Source organism: Sphingobacterium sp. SG20118 (assembly GCF_044740685.1).
GTDB lineage: Bacteria > Bacteroidota > Bacteroidia > Sphingobacteriales > Sphingobacteriaceae > Sphingobacterium.
This window is the reverse complement of record NZ_CP172826.1, coordinates 3,586,564-3,608,188: the sequence shown is the minus strand read 5'-3', so window position 1 is coordinate 3,608,188 and position 21,625 is coordinate 3,586,564. Positions and strand designations below refer to the sequence as shown.

Below are 21,625 nucleotides of genomic sequence, written 5' to 3'. Positions count from 1 at the left end.
CTTGGAAATCGGTAAAACTAATATTGGGATCAACTTGTGTGATGCGGGTTTCTCCATTTCATTTGAATTTTTAGTATCGGTGAGACGGTATAATTTATCAATTGCCCTTCATAAATAGTATGATTATTGTCTTTTGATAATACGATAAATTGCATCTCTTTTGGTGTTATCTTTTCGAGATTGTGTGGCGATGAGAAAAAATCCCAAGCCGTATTTAAATCACAATTAAGTTGTTGCTCTCTTAATAATTTGTATCTCATGACTTATGATCCATTAGGTTGTCTATATTTAATAATACGATATTGGATGAAATTTGTTTTTTGTGTATTTTGATAAATATAATATCTGTTTCCATTTGATTAGAGTATCCTAAAAAAGAAGGTGCATTTTTTTGAATGGACAATCGAATAAATCTTAACTCAGCACTTTGTGGTTCTTTTGTGATGGCAAGCTCAAGATTTTTCTTTCCTTCTTTAAATGTACTGAGCTTTTTCAGTGGATTGAAAACATGCTTGGCCCGTATCGTCTGAAAACCTCCTAAATAACCCAGATAGATGGGGTTGCTTTTAACTGTATGTAATTGTTTTATCATAAGCATGCACAACTTTTTATCAGATACGGCCTTACCGTAATTCGTTCGTACGATATCCAGATCTATCCATTTGGGCTGTGCATTGATCTGGGGTGAAAAAGTGATGAGCATTATTAAGATAGATATTTTCATAAGAATGCTGTTTTATAGCGTAAATAGCTTTTTAATGCAACGTAGGCTTTATAAGAGTTTGGAATTCGAATCCTATTTTCTAAAATTTCTGCAGAGGATTTGCTTTTTATCTTTTCAAATAAAGATAAATAATATTTATAAGCTAGATATACACCAAACATGGATGATTTAGGTAGTTTTCTTATGCCTATTAGAGCCTCCTTAAATTCTAATTCTATTTCATCTTCAATCTGACTTTTTACGGAATTGTTGAACATGACCATATCAATATTAGGAAAATAAGTACGTCCCAGTGTTTGATAGTCATCTTTTAAATCCCTTAAAAAATTGACTTTTTGGAAAGCCGACCCGAGTTTCATAGCATAAGGTTTTAATTCTTCATAATATTCCCTATCACCATTTGTGAATATTTGTAAACACATCAGTCCTACGACTTCAGCAGATCCATAGATATATTCATTGTATAGTGTCGAATTGTAGTCGATTTTTTGCAGATCCATTTCCATGCTGTGAAGAAATTGGTCTAATAGATCTTTGTCAATACGATATCGATTAAATGTTTCCTGAAAAGATTGTAAAATAGGGTTGAGTGAAATACCTTCTTTTAAGGCATAATATGTCTCTATCTTCAATCTATTTAATAGTTTCTCTTTATCGTAATCGTGAAAGCTGTCAACAATTTCATCGACTAATCTCACATAGCCATAGATAGCGTAAATAGCAGGTTGAATAGTTGGTTTTAATGCAAGTATACCTAAAGAGAAACTTGTACTATACTTTTCGGTGGTTTTTTTGCTTACTTCGTAAGATAGTTCATCAAATAGTTTTTTCATAGTAATTCGTTATTAGAATATTCATTTCATTAGCTACTAATTTGCCTGATATTATAGACGGTGGAACTCCTGGGCCGGGCACGGTCAATTGACCAGTATAAAAAAGATTACTTATTTTTTTATTTCTAATTTTTGGTTTTAATACTGCCGTTTGTCCTAATGTGTTGGCGAGGCCATATGCATTTCCACCGTATGCATTATAATCTGAAATAAAATCGCTCACGCAATAGCTTTTCTTATATTCAATTTTTGAGTATAAATCGCTTATTCCTGTGTGCTTTTCAATTCTTGAAAGCATCTCTAGTAAATATTTTTCTCTTGTATTCTCATCATCATTTAACCCAATTGCTAAAGGCATTAATAGGAATAAATTATCTCTATTTTGTGGTGCAACATTCGGGTCTGTTTTAGAAGGACAGCAACAATAAAATAAAGGTTTTTCGGGCCATTTTTTATTCCCATAGATACAATCAATATGTCCATCTATTTCATTTTCAAAAAAAAGTGTATGATGTCTGAGATTAGGAATTATGTCCTTAATGCCTAAATAAAAAATTAGACTGGAGGGAGCGAAAGTTCTTTGTCTCCAATATCTATCGCTGTAATTTCTAAGATTTTCTGGTAATAGTGTTTCTGTATGATGATAATCGGACGATGCAATGACGGCGTCAAATTTATAACTTTCACCATTTATAATCAGAGAAGTTATTTTTCCATTCTCGGAGTTTATTTTTTCTAAAGTATGATTGAAATGAAAAGATACGCCTTGCTTTTCGGCGATATTTTGTATCGCTAATACCAATTGATAGAATCCTCCAAGTGGATAGTGAGTTCCTAAAGCATAACCTCCATAATTCATTAAACTGTACATAGCTGGAATATTTTTGGGCGAAGCACCTAGAAATATTACAGGAAATTCCATTAATGTTCTTAATTTTTGGTTTTTAAAGTATTTAGCTATGTAGGTTCTGAAATTGGTCAATAGATCAAGTTTTAAAGCGCTTTTTAAGATTTCAGGTGAAATGAATTCACTCCAATTATGACAAGGTTTATTAACGAATTTTTGCATTCCAATTTCATATTTGAATTTAGCAGATTGCATAAATTTGTCTAATTGTTTTCCTGAATCAATTTCAATACTTTCAAATAGGATTTTTAAGTCTTCATATTTTTTAGGTATTGAAATCTTTTCATCATCAAAAATCATTTCGAATTGTGGATTTAGAGAAATCAACTCAAAAAAATCTGATGTTTTATAACCAAAATCTGAGAAGAAATTTTCCATAATATCAGGCATCCAATACCAGCTTGGACCCATATCGAAAACATACCCTTGTTCTGTAGAAAACTGCCTAGCTCTACCTCCTGGCTGATTGTGTTTTTCGAATACATGAACTTCATATCCCGATTGTGCAGCATATGCAGCTGCAGACATCCCAGAGAACCCAGAACCTATAATAGCTATTTTCTTTTTTGCTTTCATATTGACTTTACTCTATCTGTAATTCTTTTCACCTCATTTGTTTCTTCCAATAATGATTGGGTATATGGTGAAATGTTTTAATAGGATCTTTTACTTTTTAAAGTTTCAGCAATCAGATGCTCGGCTTCGATGTTTTTATCGTAGATTATTTGATGGAAACGATCGAGCTTGTTTAAGATTCTAATCAATTCCATCTTTTCGTTATGGTTCAAATCTCCGGTCACAAGGGTACTAGCTTGTCTTATTCGATTCATTTGTTGCTCTAATGCCATTAATCCTTTTTCCGTAATATCAAGAAGCTTGCTTCTCTTATCTGTTTCTGAATCAGTTTGATTCACCCATCCTTGTTTTATTAGTCGATTAATAATTTGCATACCAACAGGTTTTTCATGTACATTTTTCTTTATCAACTCCATTTTTTTCATCTTTCCAAATGCCTTTAAGTTGATGAGATAGATAAAATCCTCTTGCGTGGCAAATGCTGAACCATGTATAGCTGATTTGGAATAAGATTTGGCATACCTATTCATATGTACAATCAAAGTATTGATAACACTTTCAGGACTTCGACCATTTTCTTTTCCTTCCCAATTAGGCTCCTGATCTATTTCATTACTGGAATTGTCTATAATCCATTTTTTAAATCCATCGACTTGTTGACTATATGCATCAGCATGTAAATTTTCTATTTCAAATTTCTCAATTAAATCAAGAACATCTTTAACAAGAGTATAATTCATATTAATAATATAATATACAAATATACTTATTTTTAAATAATTAGTATATTAATATACATTATTTAATTTATGATTTTCTGGATATAGCTTAAAGATGAGTACAGTATATCTCTCTAATCTCAATGAATTTATGTGTTGGAGGCTTAATAAAATCTATTTGGGATAGAATTGATATACATATATACAATAAGGGCTGAAGAACATCAGCAATTATATATATGTTATAATGGGATGATTGGAATTGATAAAAAAATCCTTCTCTATCTAGGGAAGGATTTTTGAAATATAATTTTCCTATTGATCTAAAAACTCTTCTACGAAAGCGTCAAATGCCTGTGGATTCTCTGCCTGGACCCAGTGTCCTGCATTGGGAATAGTTTTTATCACGGCTTGTGGAAATTGAGCTTCTATATGAGCTTTGTCTTCCGGAAGGATATATCTTGATTTTTCTCCGGCAAGGAATAAGGTGGGTCCCTTAAAGATACCGGACTTGACACCAACGGTGATGAAATCTTCGTATTTACCTTGTAACACTTCTAAATTGAAACGCCATCCCAAACTTCTATCTTCTTTGATATAGACGTTTTTTAATAGAAATTGAATTACGCCAGGTTCTTTAATGTATTGTTCCAATGCTGTTTGTACATCCTTTCGATTTTCTTTTGATCCGATATCGACTGCACATAAAGCATTGAATATATCTTCGTGATGTGGTGGATACGCTTTAGGTGCAATGTCTGCAATAATCAACTTAGCCACTATTTCAGGATGGTCAATGGCAAATTGCATGCCTACCTTACCCCCTAATGAATGGCCCAATAGATATACTTGGTCAGCTCCGATTGACGCGATATAAGCGGAAAGATCATCTACCATCACTTCGATAGACATTTCATCACTATGAAAACTGCGACCATGGTTACGCAGGTCCAAGAGATGCACTTGTCTGTTTTCTCCGAAACTGCGACCAAAGGTTCCCCAATTGTCCGACATACCAAATAGACCATGTATGACCACTAATGGGATCCCGTTATTTTCAGCACCATATATCTTGCTATACTGTAATTCTTCCAATGTTAATCCGTTTTTAATGAATGATTGTGTTGCTTATCCAAAATTACGAAAATTAATTTATAGGAGTGATTGACTCCGTCTGTTTAAGGGCTATCGTATATATCAATCAAGAAAGCCATCCTCTTTTTGGATGGCTTTCTTGATTATAGGAATGTAAATTTACTTATTCTACCAGATCTAGTTGCCAATCAACATTTTCGCCTTGATGAGCGAGGGGTGCTTGGTAGTTACTTTTGTTGGTGAACATGTACTAAGACTGGTTTTTTGTAATGGATTTTTTGTTGATTTTTTTACCGTCATTTATCTTAGTTTATACTGTAAGCTATTAATTATTGAGCCCAGCCACCACCTAACGATCGGTAAAGCGATACAACGGCAGAAAGTTCGGCTTTCTTGACTTGTGCAAGTTCCAATTCACTTTGCAGCATATTGCTTTGTGCTGTGATGACTTCTAAATATGTGGCCATACCGGTTTCGAAAAGTAAATCGGCATGCTGAATGGCTTTCTTCAACCGGTTGGTTCTTTCCTGTGTGATCTGTTGTTTTTCTTTCAATTTTTGAATTGAAATCAAAGCATCGGAAACTTCTCCAACCGCTGTGATAACCGTTTGTTTGAATCGGATGACGTTTTTTTCTTGATCAATTTGTGCGATTTCGTATTGTGTTTTTAGTTCACGACGTTGAAATATAGGCTGTGTAATACTACCTGCAACAGCGCCAAATAAGGAAGCCGGTATATTGAACCAATTGCTGCTTTTGAATGCGTTGATTCCTGCTTCGGCACTGATGACCAATGAAGGATACATCTTTGCTTTGGCATAATGCTGATAGGCTTTGGCGCTTGTCACGGCTAGCTCTGCTTGTTTAACATCAGGTCTACGACTTAATAGATCGGCGGGTACTCCAGCAGACCAATTTTCTGGAAGTTGAATATTTGTCAGTTTTTCTTCGATTTTAATCGCCTGTGGTAGTCTACCGCTGAGGATTTGAAGTGCATTTTCCTGTATATGGATCTGCTGTTCGAAATCTGGAATGAGGCTGGCAGCTGCTAGACGTTGTGCATCGACCTGTTCTACAGCCAACATACTAATGTCGCCAACTTCATATTGTTGTTGGACAATACGCAATGTACTGTCACTGAGACGTAGATTTTGTTGCGCAATCTCATGAAACTGATATAGCATAAGTAATTGATAGTATCTTTGCGCTACTTGTGAAATCAATTGCGTCTGCACTGCTTTTTTTGCTTCCTCGGTTTGTAAATAAGAAGCCAATGCTACTGTATTTTGACTCTTGATCTTTCCCCATAGATCAGCTTCCCAAGATAGTCCTAACGATGCTGTATAATCTTCAACATGGTTTTGACCTAAAAACTGACCGAGACTCAATCCATTCATACTGTTGTTGGAAGGATTGGTACTATTGGCTTTTATCTGCAATTGCAGATTGGGAAGATAGTTGGCTTTTGCCTGTTTAAACATCAGCTGTGATGACTCAATGTTTTTAATGGCAAGCTGCATGTCTACATTATGTTGGATGGCACTGTCAATCAGATCTTGTAAGATGCGGTCTTGAAAAAAGTCTCGCCATGGAATGGAGCTGATACTTATTTCTTTTGCTCCTTCTTCCTGGTCACGAAAGTGAGTCGGAAGGCTAGGGGCAAGATCTTTGTTGTTGATCAGTTTTTCGGTTTTACAAGACCACATAACAAGGGGTAAGATGAAAACCATCAGTATGTTTGCTCTTATATTCATGTATTTCGATTTTGTCATTGTTTCACTAAAAAGTTGTATGTGCTGGTTCGCTAACAGTTTCTGGTCTGTCCAATTCTTGCTCTCGAGTAGGCTTCTGACTTACTTTCTCTTGTAGATATTGGAAGAAAATGAAGAGTACTGGGATGATGAATAGTCCAAGTACGACTCCACTGATCATACCACCGGCTGCGGCAATACTGATGGAGTGATTTCCTTGCGCGGATGGTCCTATAGCAGTCATCATTGGGATCATTCCGACGATAAATGCGAGTGAGGTCATAATAATAGGCCTTAGGCGTAATTTTGCGGCTTTTAAGGCAGCACTTGTAATGGAAAGTCCGCGTTTACGACCCTGAATGGCAAACTCAACGATCAGAATGGCATTTTTGGCTAATAAGCCAATTAGCATAACCAAGGCGACCTGTACATAGATATTGTTGGATATATCGGTTAGACTAATGGCCGCAAATACCCCAAAGATTCCTGTTGGAATGGATAGGATGACCGCTAATGGAATGATATAACTTTCATATTGTGCAGCAAGCAGGAAATAAACAAATATTAAACATAGGATGAAAATAAGGGTGGATTGTCCGCCTGAGACAATCTCTTCCTTTGTCATACCTGAGAATTCGTAAGTATATCCTGTAGGAAGATGCTGTTTTGCCACTTCTTCTACCGCACGAATCGCATCTCCTGAACTGTATCCAGGTTTTGGAATCGCATTGATACCAATGGAGTTGAAAAGGTTATAGCGTGATGCTGTTTCTGGACCATATACACGTGTCATGGTAACCAGCGTATTGATTGGAACCATATCTCCCTGACGATTCTTAACGAAAATACCATCCATGGAAGAAGGCTCGGTACGGTCTTTTACATCCGCCTGAACCATAACACGGTAGTATTTACCAAATCGGTTGAAGTCTGAAGCTTGTGCACTACCAAAGTATGCTTGCATAGTCTGCAGGATGCTTTTGGTACTTACACCGAGCTGCTCGGCTTTGATGTCATCAACTTGTAATTCGTACTGTGGATAGTCGGCTTTAAATGTCGTAAAGGCCATCATGATTTCCGGACGTTTCATCAGTTGCCCTATAAATTGTTGTCCTACGGTACTGAATTTACCTAGCTGACCACCGCTTCTATCTTGTAGGACCATATCGAGTCCATCCACATTGCTAAATCCTGGAACGGTAGGGAAGGTGAAGACGAAAAAGTTAGCTCCTTTAATTTTGGATAAGCGTTGGTTGACATCCGCCATGATGGCATTGATATCCTTTATGGCTCCTCGTTCTTTATGTGATTTGAGGAGGATAAAAGCTACCCCAGCAGATGGACTTGTTGACTGTGTCAAAATATTGAAACCGGCTAAAATATTCAATGTTTTTGTAAATTCGGCATGTTGCAATTGTTGTTCTGCTTCGGCCAATGCATTTGATGTGCGGTCTAATGACGCTCCAGCAGGCATAGAAAGAGATACCGCAATAAAACCCTGATCTTCCGAAGGAATAAATCCGGTTGGTGTCTTGCGAATCATGACAACGGTAAGGAGTAAAATAACACCTAAAGCACTGAATGCAATCCATTTGTAACGAATCAAGAAACGAAGACTACCGATATAATTTTTAGTTAATCGATCAAAACCAACATTGAATCCTACGAAGAAGCGTTCTTTAAAGTTAAGCTTCTTGGTATCGGACTGGTCATGATGTATGGGTTTGAGAAATAGTGCACAGAGAGCAGGACTTAATGTCAAGGCATTGATCGCTGAAATGACAATGGCAATAGCCAAAGTAAAGGCAAACTGCCGATAGAATACTCCTGTTGATCCCTCCATAAATCCAATAGGAAGGAATACAGCTGACATGACCAAAGTAATGGAAATAATGGCTCCTGTGATTTCGCTCATGGCCGATGTGGTGGCCAATTTTGGGGATAGATGTTCATGCTCCATCTTAGCATGCACGGCCTCGACGACCACAATAGCATCATCGACCACAATACCGATGGCGAGGACGAGTGCAAAGAGTGTCAGTAAGTTAATCGAGAAACCGAATAACTGCATGAAGAAAAAGGTTCCGACAATCGCTACAGGAACTGCAATAGCAGGAATAAGCGTTGATCTAAAATCTTGTAAGAATAGGAATACTACTAAAAATACCAGAATGAAAGCTTCTATCAGGGTATGCTTAACCTGATCGATGGATTGATCTAAAGCATCTTTGGTATTGTAAAGTACGAGGTATTTTACACCTTTAGGGAAACTTAAAGATGCTTTTTCCATAAATTCCTGGATTGCAATCTGAATCTCATTAGCATTGGAACCTGCCAATTGCATCACACCGATATTAAGTCCTGGTTTCCCATTGATACGTGTGTGGCTGGCATAGGTATAAGAACCTAATTCAACACGCGCAACATCTTTGAGTCTTAGAACGGACCCATCTGTATTCGAACGAATGATGATGTTTTCATAATCACTTGGTTCATTGAGCTTTCCTTTGTATTTGATAACGAATTCAAAAGCCTCTTTGCTGCTTTCACCGAATTTACCCGGAGCAGCTTCAACGTTTTTATCCTGAATGGCGGCCATAACCTCTTCTGGCGTCAGTTTGTAAATTGCCATCTGATTGGGTTTGAGCCAAACACGCATGGAATAATCCTTACTTCCACCAAAAGGCAATGCTTGTCCTACACCGGGGATACGTTTCAGTTCAGGAATTATGTTGATCTGCGCATAGTTGGTGATAAAGGTTTGATCGTACTTGCTCTCGTCTTCGGTATAAAGATCTAAAACCATGATCAAACTGTTTTGCTGCTTTGCAGTCGTAATCCCTGCTTGTACGACTTCGCTTGGAAGTTGACTGGTTGCTTGGGAAACACGGTTTTGAACATTCACTGCGGCTTGATCGGGATCGGTACCTAGTTTGAAATAAACGGTAATCATTAGTGATCCATCATTACTGGCTGTGGAAACTCATGTAACTCATATTTTCTACACCATTGATGGACTCCTCTAAAGAAGGGGCTACAGCACGGAGTACCGTCTCGGCATTTGCCCCGGGATAAAGTGCGGTTACTTGTACTGCGGGGGGAGCAATATCGGGAAACTGTTGTAAAGGAAGTTTCAGGATCCCAATAATACCCAGTATGACGAGCAGAATGGAGATCACAGTAGCAAGTACAGGTCTTTCTATAAATTTCTTAAGCATGTGTTTGTCGTATTATGTTTAGTTGATACTGTCTTTTGGTAGCGCTTGCGGTGTAATCAATTGACCATCTTGCAGCAGATCGATTCCTTTGTATACGATGCGGTCTCCTTCTTTAACGCCTTTGCTGACGAGGTAACTGGCTCCGCTTTTTCCGATAATTGTGATAGGCTGTTGTACCACTTTGTTTTCTTTGTTGACAGTATATACGAAGATTTTGTCCTGCATCTCGAGTGTCGCTACTTGTGGTACTAAGAGCGTATTGTCATATTTCTTCTGTAATCTGACACGGCCTGTATTTCCATTTCTTAAAATTCCTTCTGGATTTTTGAAAGTAGCGCGTAAGGTAATGGCTCCAGTATTTTTGTCAAATTGGCCATCCACCATATCGATCTTACCGGTCTGATCATAGATGCTTTGATCGGATAGTACCAAGTTGATAGGAGGAAGGTTGTTTAACTTTTGCTGCAGATCGCTACCTGCTGTATTGTTTTTGAATGCGATGAAATCATTCTCGGAAAGAGAAAAGTAAACGTGCAAATCTTGTACATTGGACAGTGCAGTCAATGGTTGCGCATCGACAGGACTAACTAAGCTTCCTTGTTTTTTCTGTAATCTTCCAATATAACCGTCTGTAGTCGCGCGGATCAACGTATAACCCATGTTTATTTTAGCTGATTCGACTGCTGAAAGGGCGAGTTGAACATTAGCTTGGGCTGCGTTACGCACACTGGTTGCTGTTTTGAGTTGAAAATCTGTCAATACCTTGTTGTTGACCAAGCGTGTCTTTTTCTCTACTTCTAAAGCAGCATTTTCTAAATCAGCCCGTGCAGAAAGTAGGTTCGCCTGAGCTTGGTTGAGCTGTTCTTGGTAAGGACGATCGTTGATCTTGAATAGTAGCTGACCTTTCTTGACTTTTGCTCCTTCATCGACAAAGATGCGGTCTAAAATACCTTCTACCTGTGGCCTAATTTCAATATTGGCAGATGCTTCGATGCTAGCAGGGTATTCTTGATAGACAGTCTCCTGACCACTCGAAATGCTCATTACAGGTAAACTTGCTGGGGGCGGAGGTACGGGTTTACTGGTACCTGTTGTGCAGCTATACAGGAAAATAGCCGATAGAAAATAAAGATACTTTACTGCATTAAGTTGTTTAACACTGTTAAGTAATGAGGCGTAAATTTTCTTAAAATCTAGTAATAGATGTGTTTTCATGTTATATTAAAAATTGAAGTATGGTATATTTAACATCGTTAAGTTATTTAACGGTGTATTTTTTAGGGTAAAAAAAAACTAATCTGTCAGTGAGCGTGTGATTCCGTAAATTGCATCTTTCAAAACTTCTTGATTGGTAATATCTCCGTTTCCCTGATTGACCAGGTTGATGGATACCAAACCATGAATAATCGACCAGTAGGTAAAGTACTTTCTACAGACCAATTCTTCGGCAGGATTTTTATCTTTCATAATCTCACGGATGACATCGCTGATTAGCTTACCATGAGATTCTGCACATCTATAGGTCTTTTCAAATCCACAGCAGGCTGTACCGACACCAAACATCAATTGATAAAGTTCGCTTTCGTCAAATGCAAAATCCCAATAGCTAAACCACATGGCTTCTAATTGTTTTTCAAGATCAGTTTCTGTAGATTTCGCTTCTTTTACCTTTTGGGCAAGCAGTCTATAGCCTTGGTTAGCAAGCTCTGTTAAGATGGCATCCTTGTTAGCAAAGTATTCATAAATCATGGGTGCCGAATATTCGATGATATCGGCGATCTTACGCATGCTCAATGCCTGCCATCCCTCTTCTTTTACAATTTGAAGAGAGGCGTCAAGAATGTTGCTTCTATTTTCGTCTTTAAGACGTTGTATGCGATCTTTACTAGCCATGCTTTATTTAGCATAAATGATTTAACAGTGTTAAGCAAAATTCTAACTTTTCTTTTATATTTATGACATATCAAAGTCATTAAATATAAAAGGTATTTATATGCATTCTCATAGGATTTTATTATTTATACTTTCATCGTTTGAATTTTAAATGTATAAAATTTTAATAACTGCTGTTGTGTATTGAATGCCAGTTATTTAGCGAAAAATTATATCTTTTATAATATGACAGATTTACTATACAACAGCGGTATGCCGATGAATACGGAAAACCCGAATAGAAGGCTAAAGAACCGATTTATCCGATAACTGATTCCTTGATGAAGAAATTGAACCTTACCAAATAGGGATGGTTGAAATTGAATCATGTTTACATGCAATCACAGCTGCGAGATATAAGATGAACTATCCAGAGCAATTGCCAAGAAGGGTATTCAAATACCAATCAAGAACGCCATCCTTTTTTGGGATGGCGTTCTTGATTATAGGAATGTAAATTTATTTATTCCACCAGATTTTAGTGCTGATTACGTCGTCACCTTGCTGTGCGAGTGTTGCTTGATAGTTGGCTTTGTTGGTGCTTTGTTCTTTAGTTGGATAAACCAAACGGCTAGGGATGGCCTCTCCGACTTCGGGATTGAAGGTGTAACTTACCAGTTTATTTTCGACCGTACCACTCCATACCACATCTCCTTTTTTGACTAGGAATAGGGGATATCCAGTACGTCTGATTTCAGACCATGACTCGATACTTTGATTAAAAAGTGCTAAGTATTTTTGTGAAAGTACGCGCTCTTTGTTGGCGGCAGGGAGTAGATCCAAATAAGCTGTAATGTCTGATGCTGCTACACCCCATTTCTCTAGTGATGCTCTTGTACCATTTATATAGTGAGTCTGATCCCAATTGTTATTTTCGGATAAAAGATAGGCAACTTCAGCATACTCCAGTAATACCTCTGCATAATCGGCCGCATTGATGATATCTCCTGGTAAAGAGATCTTGTCTAATGGGAATAAGTTTCCGGCAGCTAATGGAAGTCCATAGGGTTGTCCAAAATAACTTCCATTTTCCGTCGTTGGCTTTGCATATTTAGGAAGTCTAGGGTCTATAGCTGTAAATGGACCTCTTTTTCCTTGTAAAGCTTCTACGATGACATTAGAAACAGCAAAATCTTTTCGATTTGCAGTTACTGTTGCACGGTATAATGGCGCTTCATTGGGTGAAGTTTTTGAATATTTAAATATTGCATTGTCACTGTTGGACGTAAATACGCCTTTTTTGATGGCATCATCAATATGGTTTTTTGCTAAGCTGGCATCTTTTGTTTTGATGCGTGTCGCTAAACGTAAACGAAGTGAATTTGCAAATTTTACCCATTTTGCATTTTCTCCTTTATAAATAACATCAGAGGTGCCAAATGTTTTTTCTCCTTGGTATTTAATTAGCGTATCAGCCGCTTGCTGCAATTCATTGAGAATATCCTTGTAAATCTTTTCTTGACTAGCATATTTTGGAGTCAAGTTATCAGGATTTTGTTGTAAGGCCTGAAAATCAGGATCAGGGTTGCCATAGGATTGATAAGGGATATTTCCAAACACATCAGTCAAGGAATGAAAGGCATAGGATTTTAAGATGCGTGCAATAGCAATTTGATTGACGTTGCTCCCTGCGGTTTCCTGCCGAAGCAATTGCTTTGGTCTTTTCATCTGAATTGAGTTTAATAATTTCATTCAGATTACTAAGCGATTTGTAAGTCGCTGTCCAATAAGTATCAGAATAGCTTGTTGGTATTTGATAGCGTGACTGATCGGTGTAAATGTTTTGTGCAAAGTATTGCGAAAATAGTTGTGCACCTCTTAAGCTGATATCTTCACTGCGCAGGGCATTGACTAATTGCTTTTCAGCCGTTACCAATAATGTCGGTGTTGTTACGATAGCTGGACGATTGGGGTCGGTATTAATTTCTGCAAATTTTGACTTTGAACATGAAGATGCAACAAGTGAAACGCCGATTACTGAAGTATATAGTATGTTAAGTATTTTCATTTTTTTAGAATTTAAGATTCAAATTGAAACCATACGTAATAGGCAACGGAATATTTCCGCCCTCGATGCCTTGTACATTACCACCACTAGAAGTGAACTCAGGATCAATGTATTTACTTTTGGTATAAATATTCCAAAGGTTACGTCCATAGATGTTCACGCCAATATTTTTAATGACTTTGGTATTGGCCAATTTGAAGTTATAACCTAATGTCACTTCTCTTAGTTTAACAAAAGTAGCATCAAAGATGGAAAATGTAGTCGGGCCATTATATTCATTTCGAGCCCATTGTTGAGCGGTAATGTTGGTGGTGTTTTGTTGGATATTAGTCACGTTGTAAGTACCATCGCTATTGAATGCAACATCTCCTTTGACTCCATCAAGTACAATGCCTGTCTCGCGAATATTATTGTCAGCTGTTTTGTCCAAAATACCGGAATACATACCGACCTTATACGTTTGTGAGAAAAATTTACCACCGACACGTCCAGATACTAAAAATCCCAGATTGAAGTTTTTATAACGAAAACTATTTTGAATGCCAAAGGTGAAGTCTGGAAGAATCGATCCAAGTGGGACTAATTGTGAGGTTTTCATGTAGGTACCATCTTCTTGTATGATACGTTGTCCATCTGGCGCATAAACGAAATCATTTCCTAAAAATTGACCGTAAGATTCTCCTTCTCTTGCGACCAATTGAACTAAGGAGTTACTTAAGTTTAATGTATTAACTTGGTCGTCTAGCTTAACAACTTTGTTTTTGTTTTTTGCCCAGTTGACCGATGCATCCCAACTGAAGTTTTCCGATTTAATCGGTGTGCCATTGAGGACAATTTCGATTCCTTTATTATTCATCTTACCTGCATTAAGCATTTTATATTCGTAACCGAAAGAGGAAGATACAGGAACTGGAAGAATCTGATTTCTTGTGGTGTTATTATAGTAGGTTATATCAAAACCTAGACGGTTTTTGAATAACTGAAAATTTGCACCTGTTTCCCATGAACTTGTCCGTTCAGGAAGCAGTTCATCGTTAGGTTTGATAGGTGTTAATGTATAGGATGGAGAGCCTTCATAAGATTGCTCTGCTTCGTACGCTTTTGCAAGTTGGTACGGATCCGTATCATTACCAACATCGGACCAACCCAATCGTAGTTTACCAAAACTTAACCATGAAAGGCTTTTAAATGGCTCTAGGTTGCTGAATACAAAGCTTCCTGCCAACGATGGATAGATATAAGACCAATTTGAAGAAGGAAGCGTTGAGGACCAGTCGTTTCGAATTGTAGCATCTAAATAGAGTAGGTCATTGTATCCGAACGAAGCACTTCCAAATACAGAAGCTACGCGTTTATGATATTTGAAATTATCTATTTTAACAGAATTTGCATTTTTTAGATTATAGTAATTCGGTAGAGTTAATCCTCCCTGAGTAATAGCATAGTTGTTTTGCCAGTTTTTATCTCGGATATTACCGCCAGCAAATGCAACGAGTGAAAATTTATCCCAGTTTTTTTTGGCTGTTGCTATAAATTCATAATTATATTCATTGAGTTTGTTGTTAGTTTCTTCATACTGTGATGTGCTTCGCGAATATACGGCAATACGGTCCTGCGCTTGCAATGAATAGATATCACCATGTACCTTTGCGCCCACGGTCAACCAGCTATTAACACTGTATTCTGCCCCGATATTTCCATAGAAACGATCTCTACTATCTTCCATGTAAGATTCATATGCTGACCAATAGGGATTATCGATAAAACGAGTCGCTTCACCTGTAGGTGTGTTTTGCCAACCTGTACGGTTCCATGCTAATGGTGTGCCATCTGCACGTTTGTAATTTTCAAGTATTTTATAGTCTACTTGGACGCCACCCCATTGGAAAGCTTCAAGAATAATATTTCTGTTGGAAGCACCAGTCCATGGGCGACCTAGAGACGAGTTCCGGATATAATTAAAATTGGAAGTTATTTTAAGCTTGCCCAATTGTGTGCCACCAGAAAAATTAAATGCATTTCGTGTCAAACTTGAATTTGGGACTGTACCGGTTACATTTTTATTGGTGTATGAAAAACGGTAATTGGTGCTGCCACTATTACCTGCTATGGCAAAATTATTGGTATTTGCTATCCCTGTTTTGAAAAAGTAACTCACATCGTTTTTTGGATATAACCAAGGTGATGGATTAAGGTAATTTGCTTCATCTTCTGGGTTGAGGTTGTACCATTGTAGTACCGGGGTACCATCCAATTTCGGTCCCCAACTTTCATCGGAAGCATAATCTACAATTTTATAATCTTTTCCATTAATATTCTGTGTTTGAAAATTGGTAGAATAACCCTGGCCATAAAGATGCTGTCTTTTGGGCAATCGGATAACATTTTCAAAGTCAACACCGGTATTTAGTGATATTTCAACCTTATCACCCTTGGATGCACGTTTAGTCGTAATCATAATAACACCGTTTGCTGCTCTAGACCCATATAGCGCTGCAGCTGTCGCACCTTTTAATACAGAAATATTTTCAATATCATCTGGATTAAGATCCTGTATCATATTGCCAATATCTTTTCCGGCACTACCATTAATTGTAGAACTTGAATTAAAGTCCGTATTGTCAATAGGTGTGCCATCAACTACGTAGAGAGGCTGGTTATTGTTTGAAATCGAATTGATGCCGCGGAGCGATACGGAGGATGAAACCACCCATGTTGCCTCCGGAAGTCGTGACTTGAAGTCCTGCTACTTTTCCAGATAGGGCGCTCAAAGCATTCGTCGGACGAGTTTGCAGTTCAGTGCCCTTTACTTCTTGCACAGCATATCCGAGTGATTTTTTCTCTCTTGAAATACCTAAGGCTGTAATGACAACTTCATTAAGCTGTGAACTGCTAGGGGATAAGGAAATATGGGTAAAATCCGTAGAATTGGCTTGTACAGTTTTTATTTCATATCCAATGAACTGCACTTGCAGCGTAATCGAACTCTCATTAGTGATGAGTTCAAATACACCGTTGGCATCTGTTTGAACTTGTTTTTTGCTAGTGATATCTGTTATGGTCGCTCCTTGAATCGATTGATTTTGTTCGTCGGTTACTTTTCCTTTTATAGTGGATTGTGCGTATAGTGCGCTCGAACTTAGGCAAAGCGCTGCTGCTACGACAAAATTTGTTGTATGTTTTGTCATGTTAAAATCAGGATATAAGATGTTTATTGTGGCTTTTGTTATAGGAGGCGGTTAGTGAATTATTAACGTAAACTACCTCCTAGAAGCATTCGTCTTGCGCACATATTGATGGTGTTAAGTGTCATTATTTAATGTTATTAAGGCAAATATATAAAATCCACCTAATAAGTAGTCTTTAATTTGTAATTTTTGTTAAAAAAATGTTAAAAAATATAATTAAGTCGTTTAAAGACAGGTTTATAAATTCAAGTTTTACACATTTGTATCGGTTGAAATTTCTTTTGCCCAGATTCAGTGGTTCTTTTAGCTTTTGTCTTGGATTTTCAATTTAAAAAAACAAATCTTTTATATCGAGAGTTAAGCATAAAGTAATACAAGTGTGTATGAGATTTTTGTCTGGATTATGGAATGTTTTGCAATTTGTATGGCGAATAGAAAACAAGAATATGAAAGTATAAATACAATCAAGGGGTAGATTGTATATAGTGGGAATGGAGGAGATGGATATAAGACAAAAATGGAAAAGAGGGGATACACGCTCATGCATTTGTCCCCTCTTTTTTGTAATTTTTCCAATTAGATTAAAACACAGGGTTTGATTTAATCTGTTCCTTGGTCTTTCAATTCATAAATTTCATGGATTTCCCTTTCTAGGTATTTTCCTAAACGATGGTAGCCTGAATCTTTGATGACATAATCATCTTCGATACGTATACCGCCAATATCGAGATGTTTGCTTAGAAAATCATAATTGATGTAATCGCTATGCAAATTTTGTTGCCCCCATAATTGTATCAGTTCTGGAATAATATAAATACCGGGTTCTACGGTAACAACATTACCTACTTCTAGTTTTTTCCCCAATCGTAATGATTTTATACCAAAGGTTTCGGTGTCCTTGGGTTCGTCTGCGGTGTATCCTACATACTGCTCACCTAAATCTTCCATATCGTGTACATCCAGTCCAAGCATGTGACCTAACCCACACTGAAAAAACAATGAATGGGCATGATTGGCTACTGCATCTTGTGCATTTCCCTTCATAAACCCAATCTGAATCAATCCTTCGGCTAGAGCTTCACAGGCTCTCAAGTGGATATTTTTGAATGCAACATCTGGGGCCAATTCTGCTTCTGCCGTTTTGAATGCATGTAATACTATAGTATATAGTTCTTCTTGTAAGGGATTAAAGCGTTTGCCAACAGGAAATGTACGTGTTAAGTCCGAAGCATATCCTAAGGCTGTTTCAACTCCTGAGTCATTAAGGAGCATATCTCCTGCCTTGATCTTATGGTATTGGATATGATTGTGCAATATTTCTCCATGTTTGGTCACTATTGGTGGATAGGAAAAGGACATTTGTTTATTTTGAGCAAAATGTTGCATGGCATTGCTGATTTCAAATTCATGCATACCTGGTCTGGTCATTTTGATAGCTAAACGATGCATATCCACTGCTACATCTACAGCTTTTTCCAATTCAACAATCTCTTCTGCTGCTTTGATATTCCTTTGAGAGACTACAGCTTGAATTAGAGCAACTGATGGTTTGATTTCATCAATAGCTAGGTTGAGCAGTTGTTGTAATAGTAATTTATTATGTGACTGGTAAGGAGGTAGATAATGTACCGGCTTATTATTTTTTTTTGCCTTTTCCAAATACTGATGTAAATCACGGAATGGACGTAGGCTTGTTATGCCTACCCATTCCGCTTTTTCGTTTAGAGTCTGCTGCTGTCCCATCCATACGATATCATCGATACTCATCTCATCGCCGAACAATACGGTTTCACCGGCCTCGATATCCACTACAGCAGCCAGTTTTGGACTCTTTATCCCCATGTAGTATAAAAAGCTACTATCTTGACGGAAAGGGTAGGTGTTGTGCTCAAAATTGATTGGGTTTTCAATATTTCCTAAAAATAGGAGTAGTCCAGATGAAAATTTGGAACTGAGCTCGCTTCTTCTTTTGATGTATATTTCTTTTTCAAACATGATGCTCGTCTTTTTTGAATAATTTATAGGTTAAATTTAGCAAAATAGCTTTTAACAAACTATAAAGAAAACTCTTTTTTATTCGTGTTGTTTTTAATTCCCCAAATCATATATATATGCTCATGCATTTTATTAAGTTATGAGTCTTTTTTTGGTTAAAGGCGCTGGGTTATAAACTGAGGTCAGTTACCGTTGCTTTATCTATACCAATCAAGGATTAAATACCAATAGCATATAAATTGCGAATAGTGCTAAATGAATGACCCCTAAAATAGGCGTTGTCCTCTTGCCTAAGAATGAGATTAGACTTAAGAGGAGTGTCATCACAAATAAAACAGTTTCTGTGTCTGATAATCCAAATAGGACTAATTTTCCCTTTAGAAGCCCCACAAGTAGGACAGCTGGCACAGTGAGACCTACAGTTGAAACAAATGCACCATGACACAAATTGATGCTGCGCTGGAATTCATTGTTTATAGCAGCTTTGACGGCTGTTATTGATTCTGGTGTAAAGACAATAATTGCTATCAATATACCTCCCAATGCTAATGGAAGTTGGATCGTTTCGATGCCATAGTCCACGACTATAGCCATTTGATGCGATAATAACACAATCGGTAAAATCATGAGCAACAATAAAATAGAACGTATCCAGATCTGTTTTTTATTATCTAAATTTGTATGGTCTTGGTCCAACTGGGAATTTAATTTTTGTTTTGGATACTTTATTTCTAGGGTTCCTGCCATAGGTTGTATATAAAGATGGTGATATCCTTTAAGTTGATAACGTAGAAAAGCTACGTATACAAGAATGATGATAGTAGATATGAATAAAGCCTGTACAGTAGTAAATGATCCATCGCCGCTTCCTTTGATAAAATTTGGCAATAAAAGCGAAGTACCTCCTAATATCACAATCATAGAGAAATAGGTCAACGTACCTTGCGCATTGTACTCTTGCTCTTGATGTTTACTACTTCCCAATAAGATGCAGAGTCCGACAACTAGATTCATGATAATCATCATCACAGAAAATATAGAGTCTTTACCTATCGTCGGTGATTCCGCCGGTCCAAGCATAACGGCAGCTATGAGTACGACTTCTATCGCAACGATAGAAAGGGTGAGGATTAAAGTACCAAAAGGTTCCCCTAGTTTATGTGCTAGTTCATCGGCTTCTTTTACAACTCCAAAAGATGCCGTTAGAATGGTAGTAAGGAGCACCATAAATAGAACGACCGCTGTTGTTGATGACAGTGTAGCTTTGAATAGTTGGTTTTCAAATATCATTAATCCAATCACAACGATCCATATGATCAGTAATCGAACGATTGTTTTTGTTGTTACTATTGTTTTCATGATGTATCTAATTTGTTGATACAAATATCTTTACTAAAAGTGGAATTAATTTTTACATTTGATAAAATTTAAGATGTAAAGCATGTTCTTTATTTTGGTCATATCGGAACTCTCGGATTCAATATTTCATCGGAATAAATAATTTCATATTCAGCGGATAGATTGGAAATTTCCATTAATAATTAACGCGATTATAATTAGACTATAAAAGCAAATTTATCTAAGTTTGATATTTTTAGTATATTCGTTTTAGTAATTATAATGAAAATCTAAATCTGTATAACAATTCTTAAAAAATGTTAAAAAATCGTTTAAAATATAGTGTTCTCTTTTGTTTACTGGGAGCAGGTGTAAGTTCATGTCAAAATCAAGAACAAAAAAAAGAGCAGGAAGTTCAACATAATCCAGCGCAGCAAGTTGTGCCTGAATTAGCGAAGGCTTTAATTGGCCGTTGGGATTTAAATGTGGATAAAGATGGAAAAGTAGCTCCTTCTTGGATTGAGGTCAAGCTGTCTGGGTTTAATACTTTAGTAGGTACTTATGTAGGAGATAGTGGTAGTGCTCGTCCTGTTTCTCATGTGAAGTTTGAAAATGGAAAATTCTCGTTTGCTATTCCTCCTCAATGGGAAGGCGGTGAAGGTGACTTTGTAATTGAAGGTGAAGTGACGGCAACAGGAATAAAAGGAACAGTGACATCAAATAAAGGAATCAGTCATAATTTTACGGGCGAGAAAGCACCTTATTTGAATCGTACAGGTACAGTACAGTGGGGTGAGGCTATTGAGCTTTTCAACGGTAAAGATTTGACAGGGTGGAAGCCGGTTGGTGGTGATAATAATTGGTCGGTGAAAGATGGTATCTTAACGAGTGATAAAGCAGGTGCTAATTTAATAACAGATGAAAAGTTTGAAGATTTCAAACTGGAAGCAGAGTTTAGATATGCAGAAGGGGGTAATTCGGGGATTTATTTGAGAGGTCGCTATGAATTGCAAATCGAAGATAGTCCTAAGGATAAGCACCCTGGTAGCCTTTATTTTGGTGCTATCTACGGGTTTTTAGCACCAAATGAAATGGTGGCTTTGGGGCCAAATGAATGGCAAAAATATGAAGTAACGCTTGTAGGCCGATTGGTAACTGTGGTAGCAAATGGTAAGACCATCATCAATAATCAAGAGATTCCGGGTATCACAGGCGGCGCTTTAGATAGCAAAGAGGGTGAGCCAGGACCAATCTATTTACAAGGGGATCACGCTCCCATAGAGTTTAGAAAGATAAAAATTACACCAGCTAAAAAATAATTGGATAATAATAAAAAAAGCC

General features: G+C 37.2%; 15 protein-coding genes and 1 pseudogene. 1 reads left to right on the top strand and 15 read right to left on the bottom strand.

All coding sequences use genetic code 11. From position 1 onward, the window contains the following. Nucleotides 1–256 precede the first annotated feature (256 nt). The 15 genes and pseudogenes from ACFX5U_RS16615 to ACFX5U_RS16545 form a co-directional block, all read right to left on the bottom strand. Nucleotides 257–724, bottom strand: coding sequence for a hypothetical protein (locus tag ACFX5U_RS16615; RefSeq protein WP_400261495.1), 468 nt, complete (start codon nucleotides 722–724; stop codon nucleotides 257–259). Further along, the gene (locus ACFX5U_RS16610) at nucleotides 721–1,557 is read right to left on the bottom strand and encodes a phytoene/squalene synthase family protein (RefSeq protein ID WP_280565877.1); all 837 of its coding nucleotides are present in this window, start codon (nucleotides 1,555–1,557) and stop codon (nucleotides 721–723) included. Before ACFX5U_RS16610 ends, ACFX5U_RS16615 begins: the two co-directional genes overlap by 4 nt. Further along, nucleotides 1,541–3,040 carry an NAD(P)/FAD-dependent oxidoreductase gene (locus tag ACFX5U_RS16605; RefSeq protein ID WP_038700084.1) on the bottom strand — a complete coding sequence of 500 codons (1,500 nt, stop codon included), beginning with the start codon at nucleotides 3,038–3,040 and terminating at the stop codon, nucleotides 1,541–1,543. Before ACFX5U_RS16605 ends, ACFX5U_RS16610 begins: the two co-directional genes overlap by 17 nt. 77 nt (nucleotides 3,041–3,117) lie before the next feature. After that, complete coding sequence (locus ACFX5U_RS16600) at nucleotides 3,118–3,780, bottom strand: helix-turn-helix domain-containing protein (RefSeq protein WP_280565880.1); 663 nt, start codon at nucleotides 3,778–3,780, stop codon at nucleotides 3,118–3,120. A gap of 294 nt (nucleotides 3,781–4,074) precedes the next feature. After that, complete coding sequence (locus ACFX5U_RS16595; RefSeq protein WP_400261494.1) at nucleotides 4,075–4,854, bottom strand: alpha/beta fold hydrolase; 780 nt, start codon at nucleotides 4,852–4,854, stop codon at nucleotides 4,075–4,077. A 329-nt stretch (nucleotides 4,855–5,183) separates the two neighbouring features. Continuing rightward, the gene (locus ACFX5U_RS16590) at nucleotides 5,184–6,608 is read right to left on the bottom strand and encodes a TolC family protein (protein WP_400261493.1); all 1,425 of its coding nucleotides are present in this window, start codon (nucleotides 6,606–6,608) and stop codon (nucleotides 5,184–5,186) included. A 25-nt stretch (nucleotides 6,609–6,633) separates the two neighbouring features. After that, nucleotides 6,634–9,823: pseudogene (locus ACFX5U_RS16585) on the bottom strand (efflux RND transporter permease subunit). An 18-nt stretch (nucleotides 9,824–9,841) separates the two neighbouring features. Beyond that, complete coding sequence (locus tag ACFX5U_RS16580) at nucleotides 9,842–11,038, bottom strand: efflux RND transporter periplasmic adaptor subunit (protein WP_400261492.1); 1,197 nt, start codon at nucleotides 11,036–11,038, stop codon at nucleotides 9,842–9,844. 78 nt (nucleotides 11,039–11,116) lie between these two features. Then, a complete protein-coding gene (locus tag ACFX5U_RS16575) occupies nucleotides 11,117–11,716 on the bottom strand; it encodes a TetR/AcrR family transcriptional regulator (protein ID WP_038700074.1) in 600 nt (199 codons plus the stop codon). A 498-nt stretch (nucleotides 11,717–12,214) separates the two neighbouring features. Further along, the gene (locus tag ACFX5U_RS16570) at nucleotides 12,215–13,423 is read right to left on the bottom strand and encodes a SusD/RagB family nutrient-binding outer membrane lipoprotein (protein WP_400261491.1); all 1,209 of its coding nucleotides are present in this window, start codon (nucleotides 13,421–13,423) and stop codon (nucleotides 12,215–12,217) included. Further along, complete coding sequence (locus tag ACFX5U_RS16565; protein ID WP_400261490.1) at nucleotides 13,317–13,763, bottom strand: SusD/RagB family nutrient-binding outer membrane lipoprotein; 447 nt, start codon at nucleotides 13,761–13,763, stop codon at nucleotides 13,317–13,319. Before ACFX5U_RS16565 ends, ACFX5U_RS16570 begins: the two co-directional genes overlap by 107 nt. 4 nt (nucleotides 13,764–13,767) lie before the next feature. Then, the gene (locus ACFX5U_RS16560) at nucleotides 13,768–16,473 is read right to left on the bottom strand and encodes a SusC/RagA family TonB-linked outer membrane protein (RefSeq protein WP_400261489.1); all 2,706 of its coding nucleotides are present in this window, start codon (nucleotides 16,471–16,473) and stop codon (nucleotides 13,768–13,770) included. Next, nucleotides 16,421–16,951, bottom strand: coding sequence for a carboxypeptidase-like regulatory domain-containing protein (locus ACFX5U_RS16555; RefSeq protein ID WP_400261488.1), 531 nt, complete (start codon nucleotides 16,949–16,951; stop codon nucleotides 16,421–16,423). Before ACFX5U_RS16555 ends, ACFX5U_RS16560 begins: the two co-directional genes overlap by 53 nt. Nucleotides 16,952–17,551: 600 nt before the next feature. Beyond that, nucleotides 17,552–18,946: an aminopeptidase P family protein gene (locus tag ACFX5U_RS16550; RefSeq protein WP_400261487.1), complete on the bottom strand. Its 1,395-nt coding sequence runs from the start codon at nucleotides 18,944–18,946 to the stop codon at nucleotides 17,552–17,554. Between the two features lie 210 nt (nucleotides 18,947–19,156). After that, on the bottom strand, nucleotides 19,157–20,305 hold the full coding sequence (locus ACFX5U_RS16545) for a calcium:proton antiporter (protein WP_400261486.1): 1,149 nt from the start codon (nucleotides 20,303–20,305) through the stop codon (nucleotides 19,157–19,159). 296 nt (nucleotides 20,306–20,601) lie between these two features. On the opposite strand from ACFX5U_RS16545, the gene ACFX5U_RS16540 reads away from it, so the two are divergent. After that, on the top strand, nucleotides 20,602–21,603 hold the full coding sequence (locus ACFX5U_RS16540) for a DUF1080 domain-containing protein (RefSeq protein WP_400261485.1): 1,002 nt from the start codon (nucleotides 20,602–20,604) through the stop codon (nucleotides 21,601–21,603). Nucleotides 21,604–21,625 lie beyond the last annotated feature (22 nt).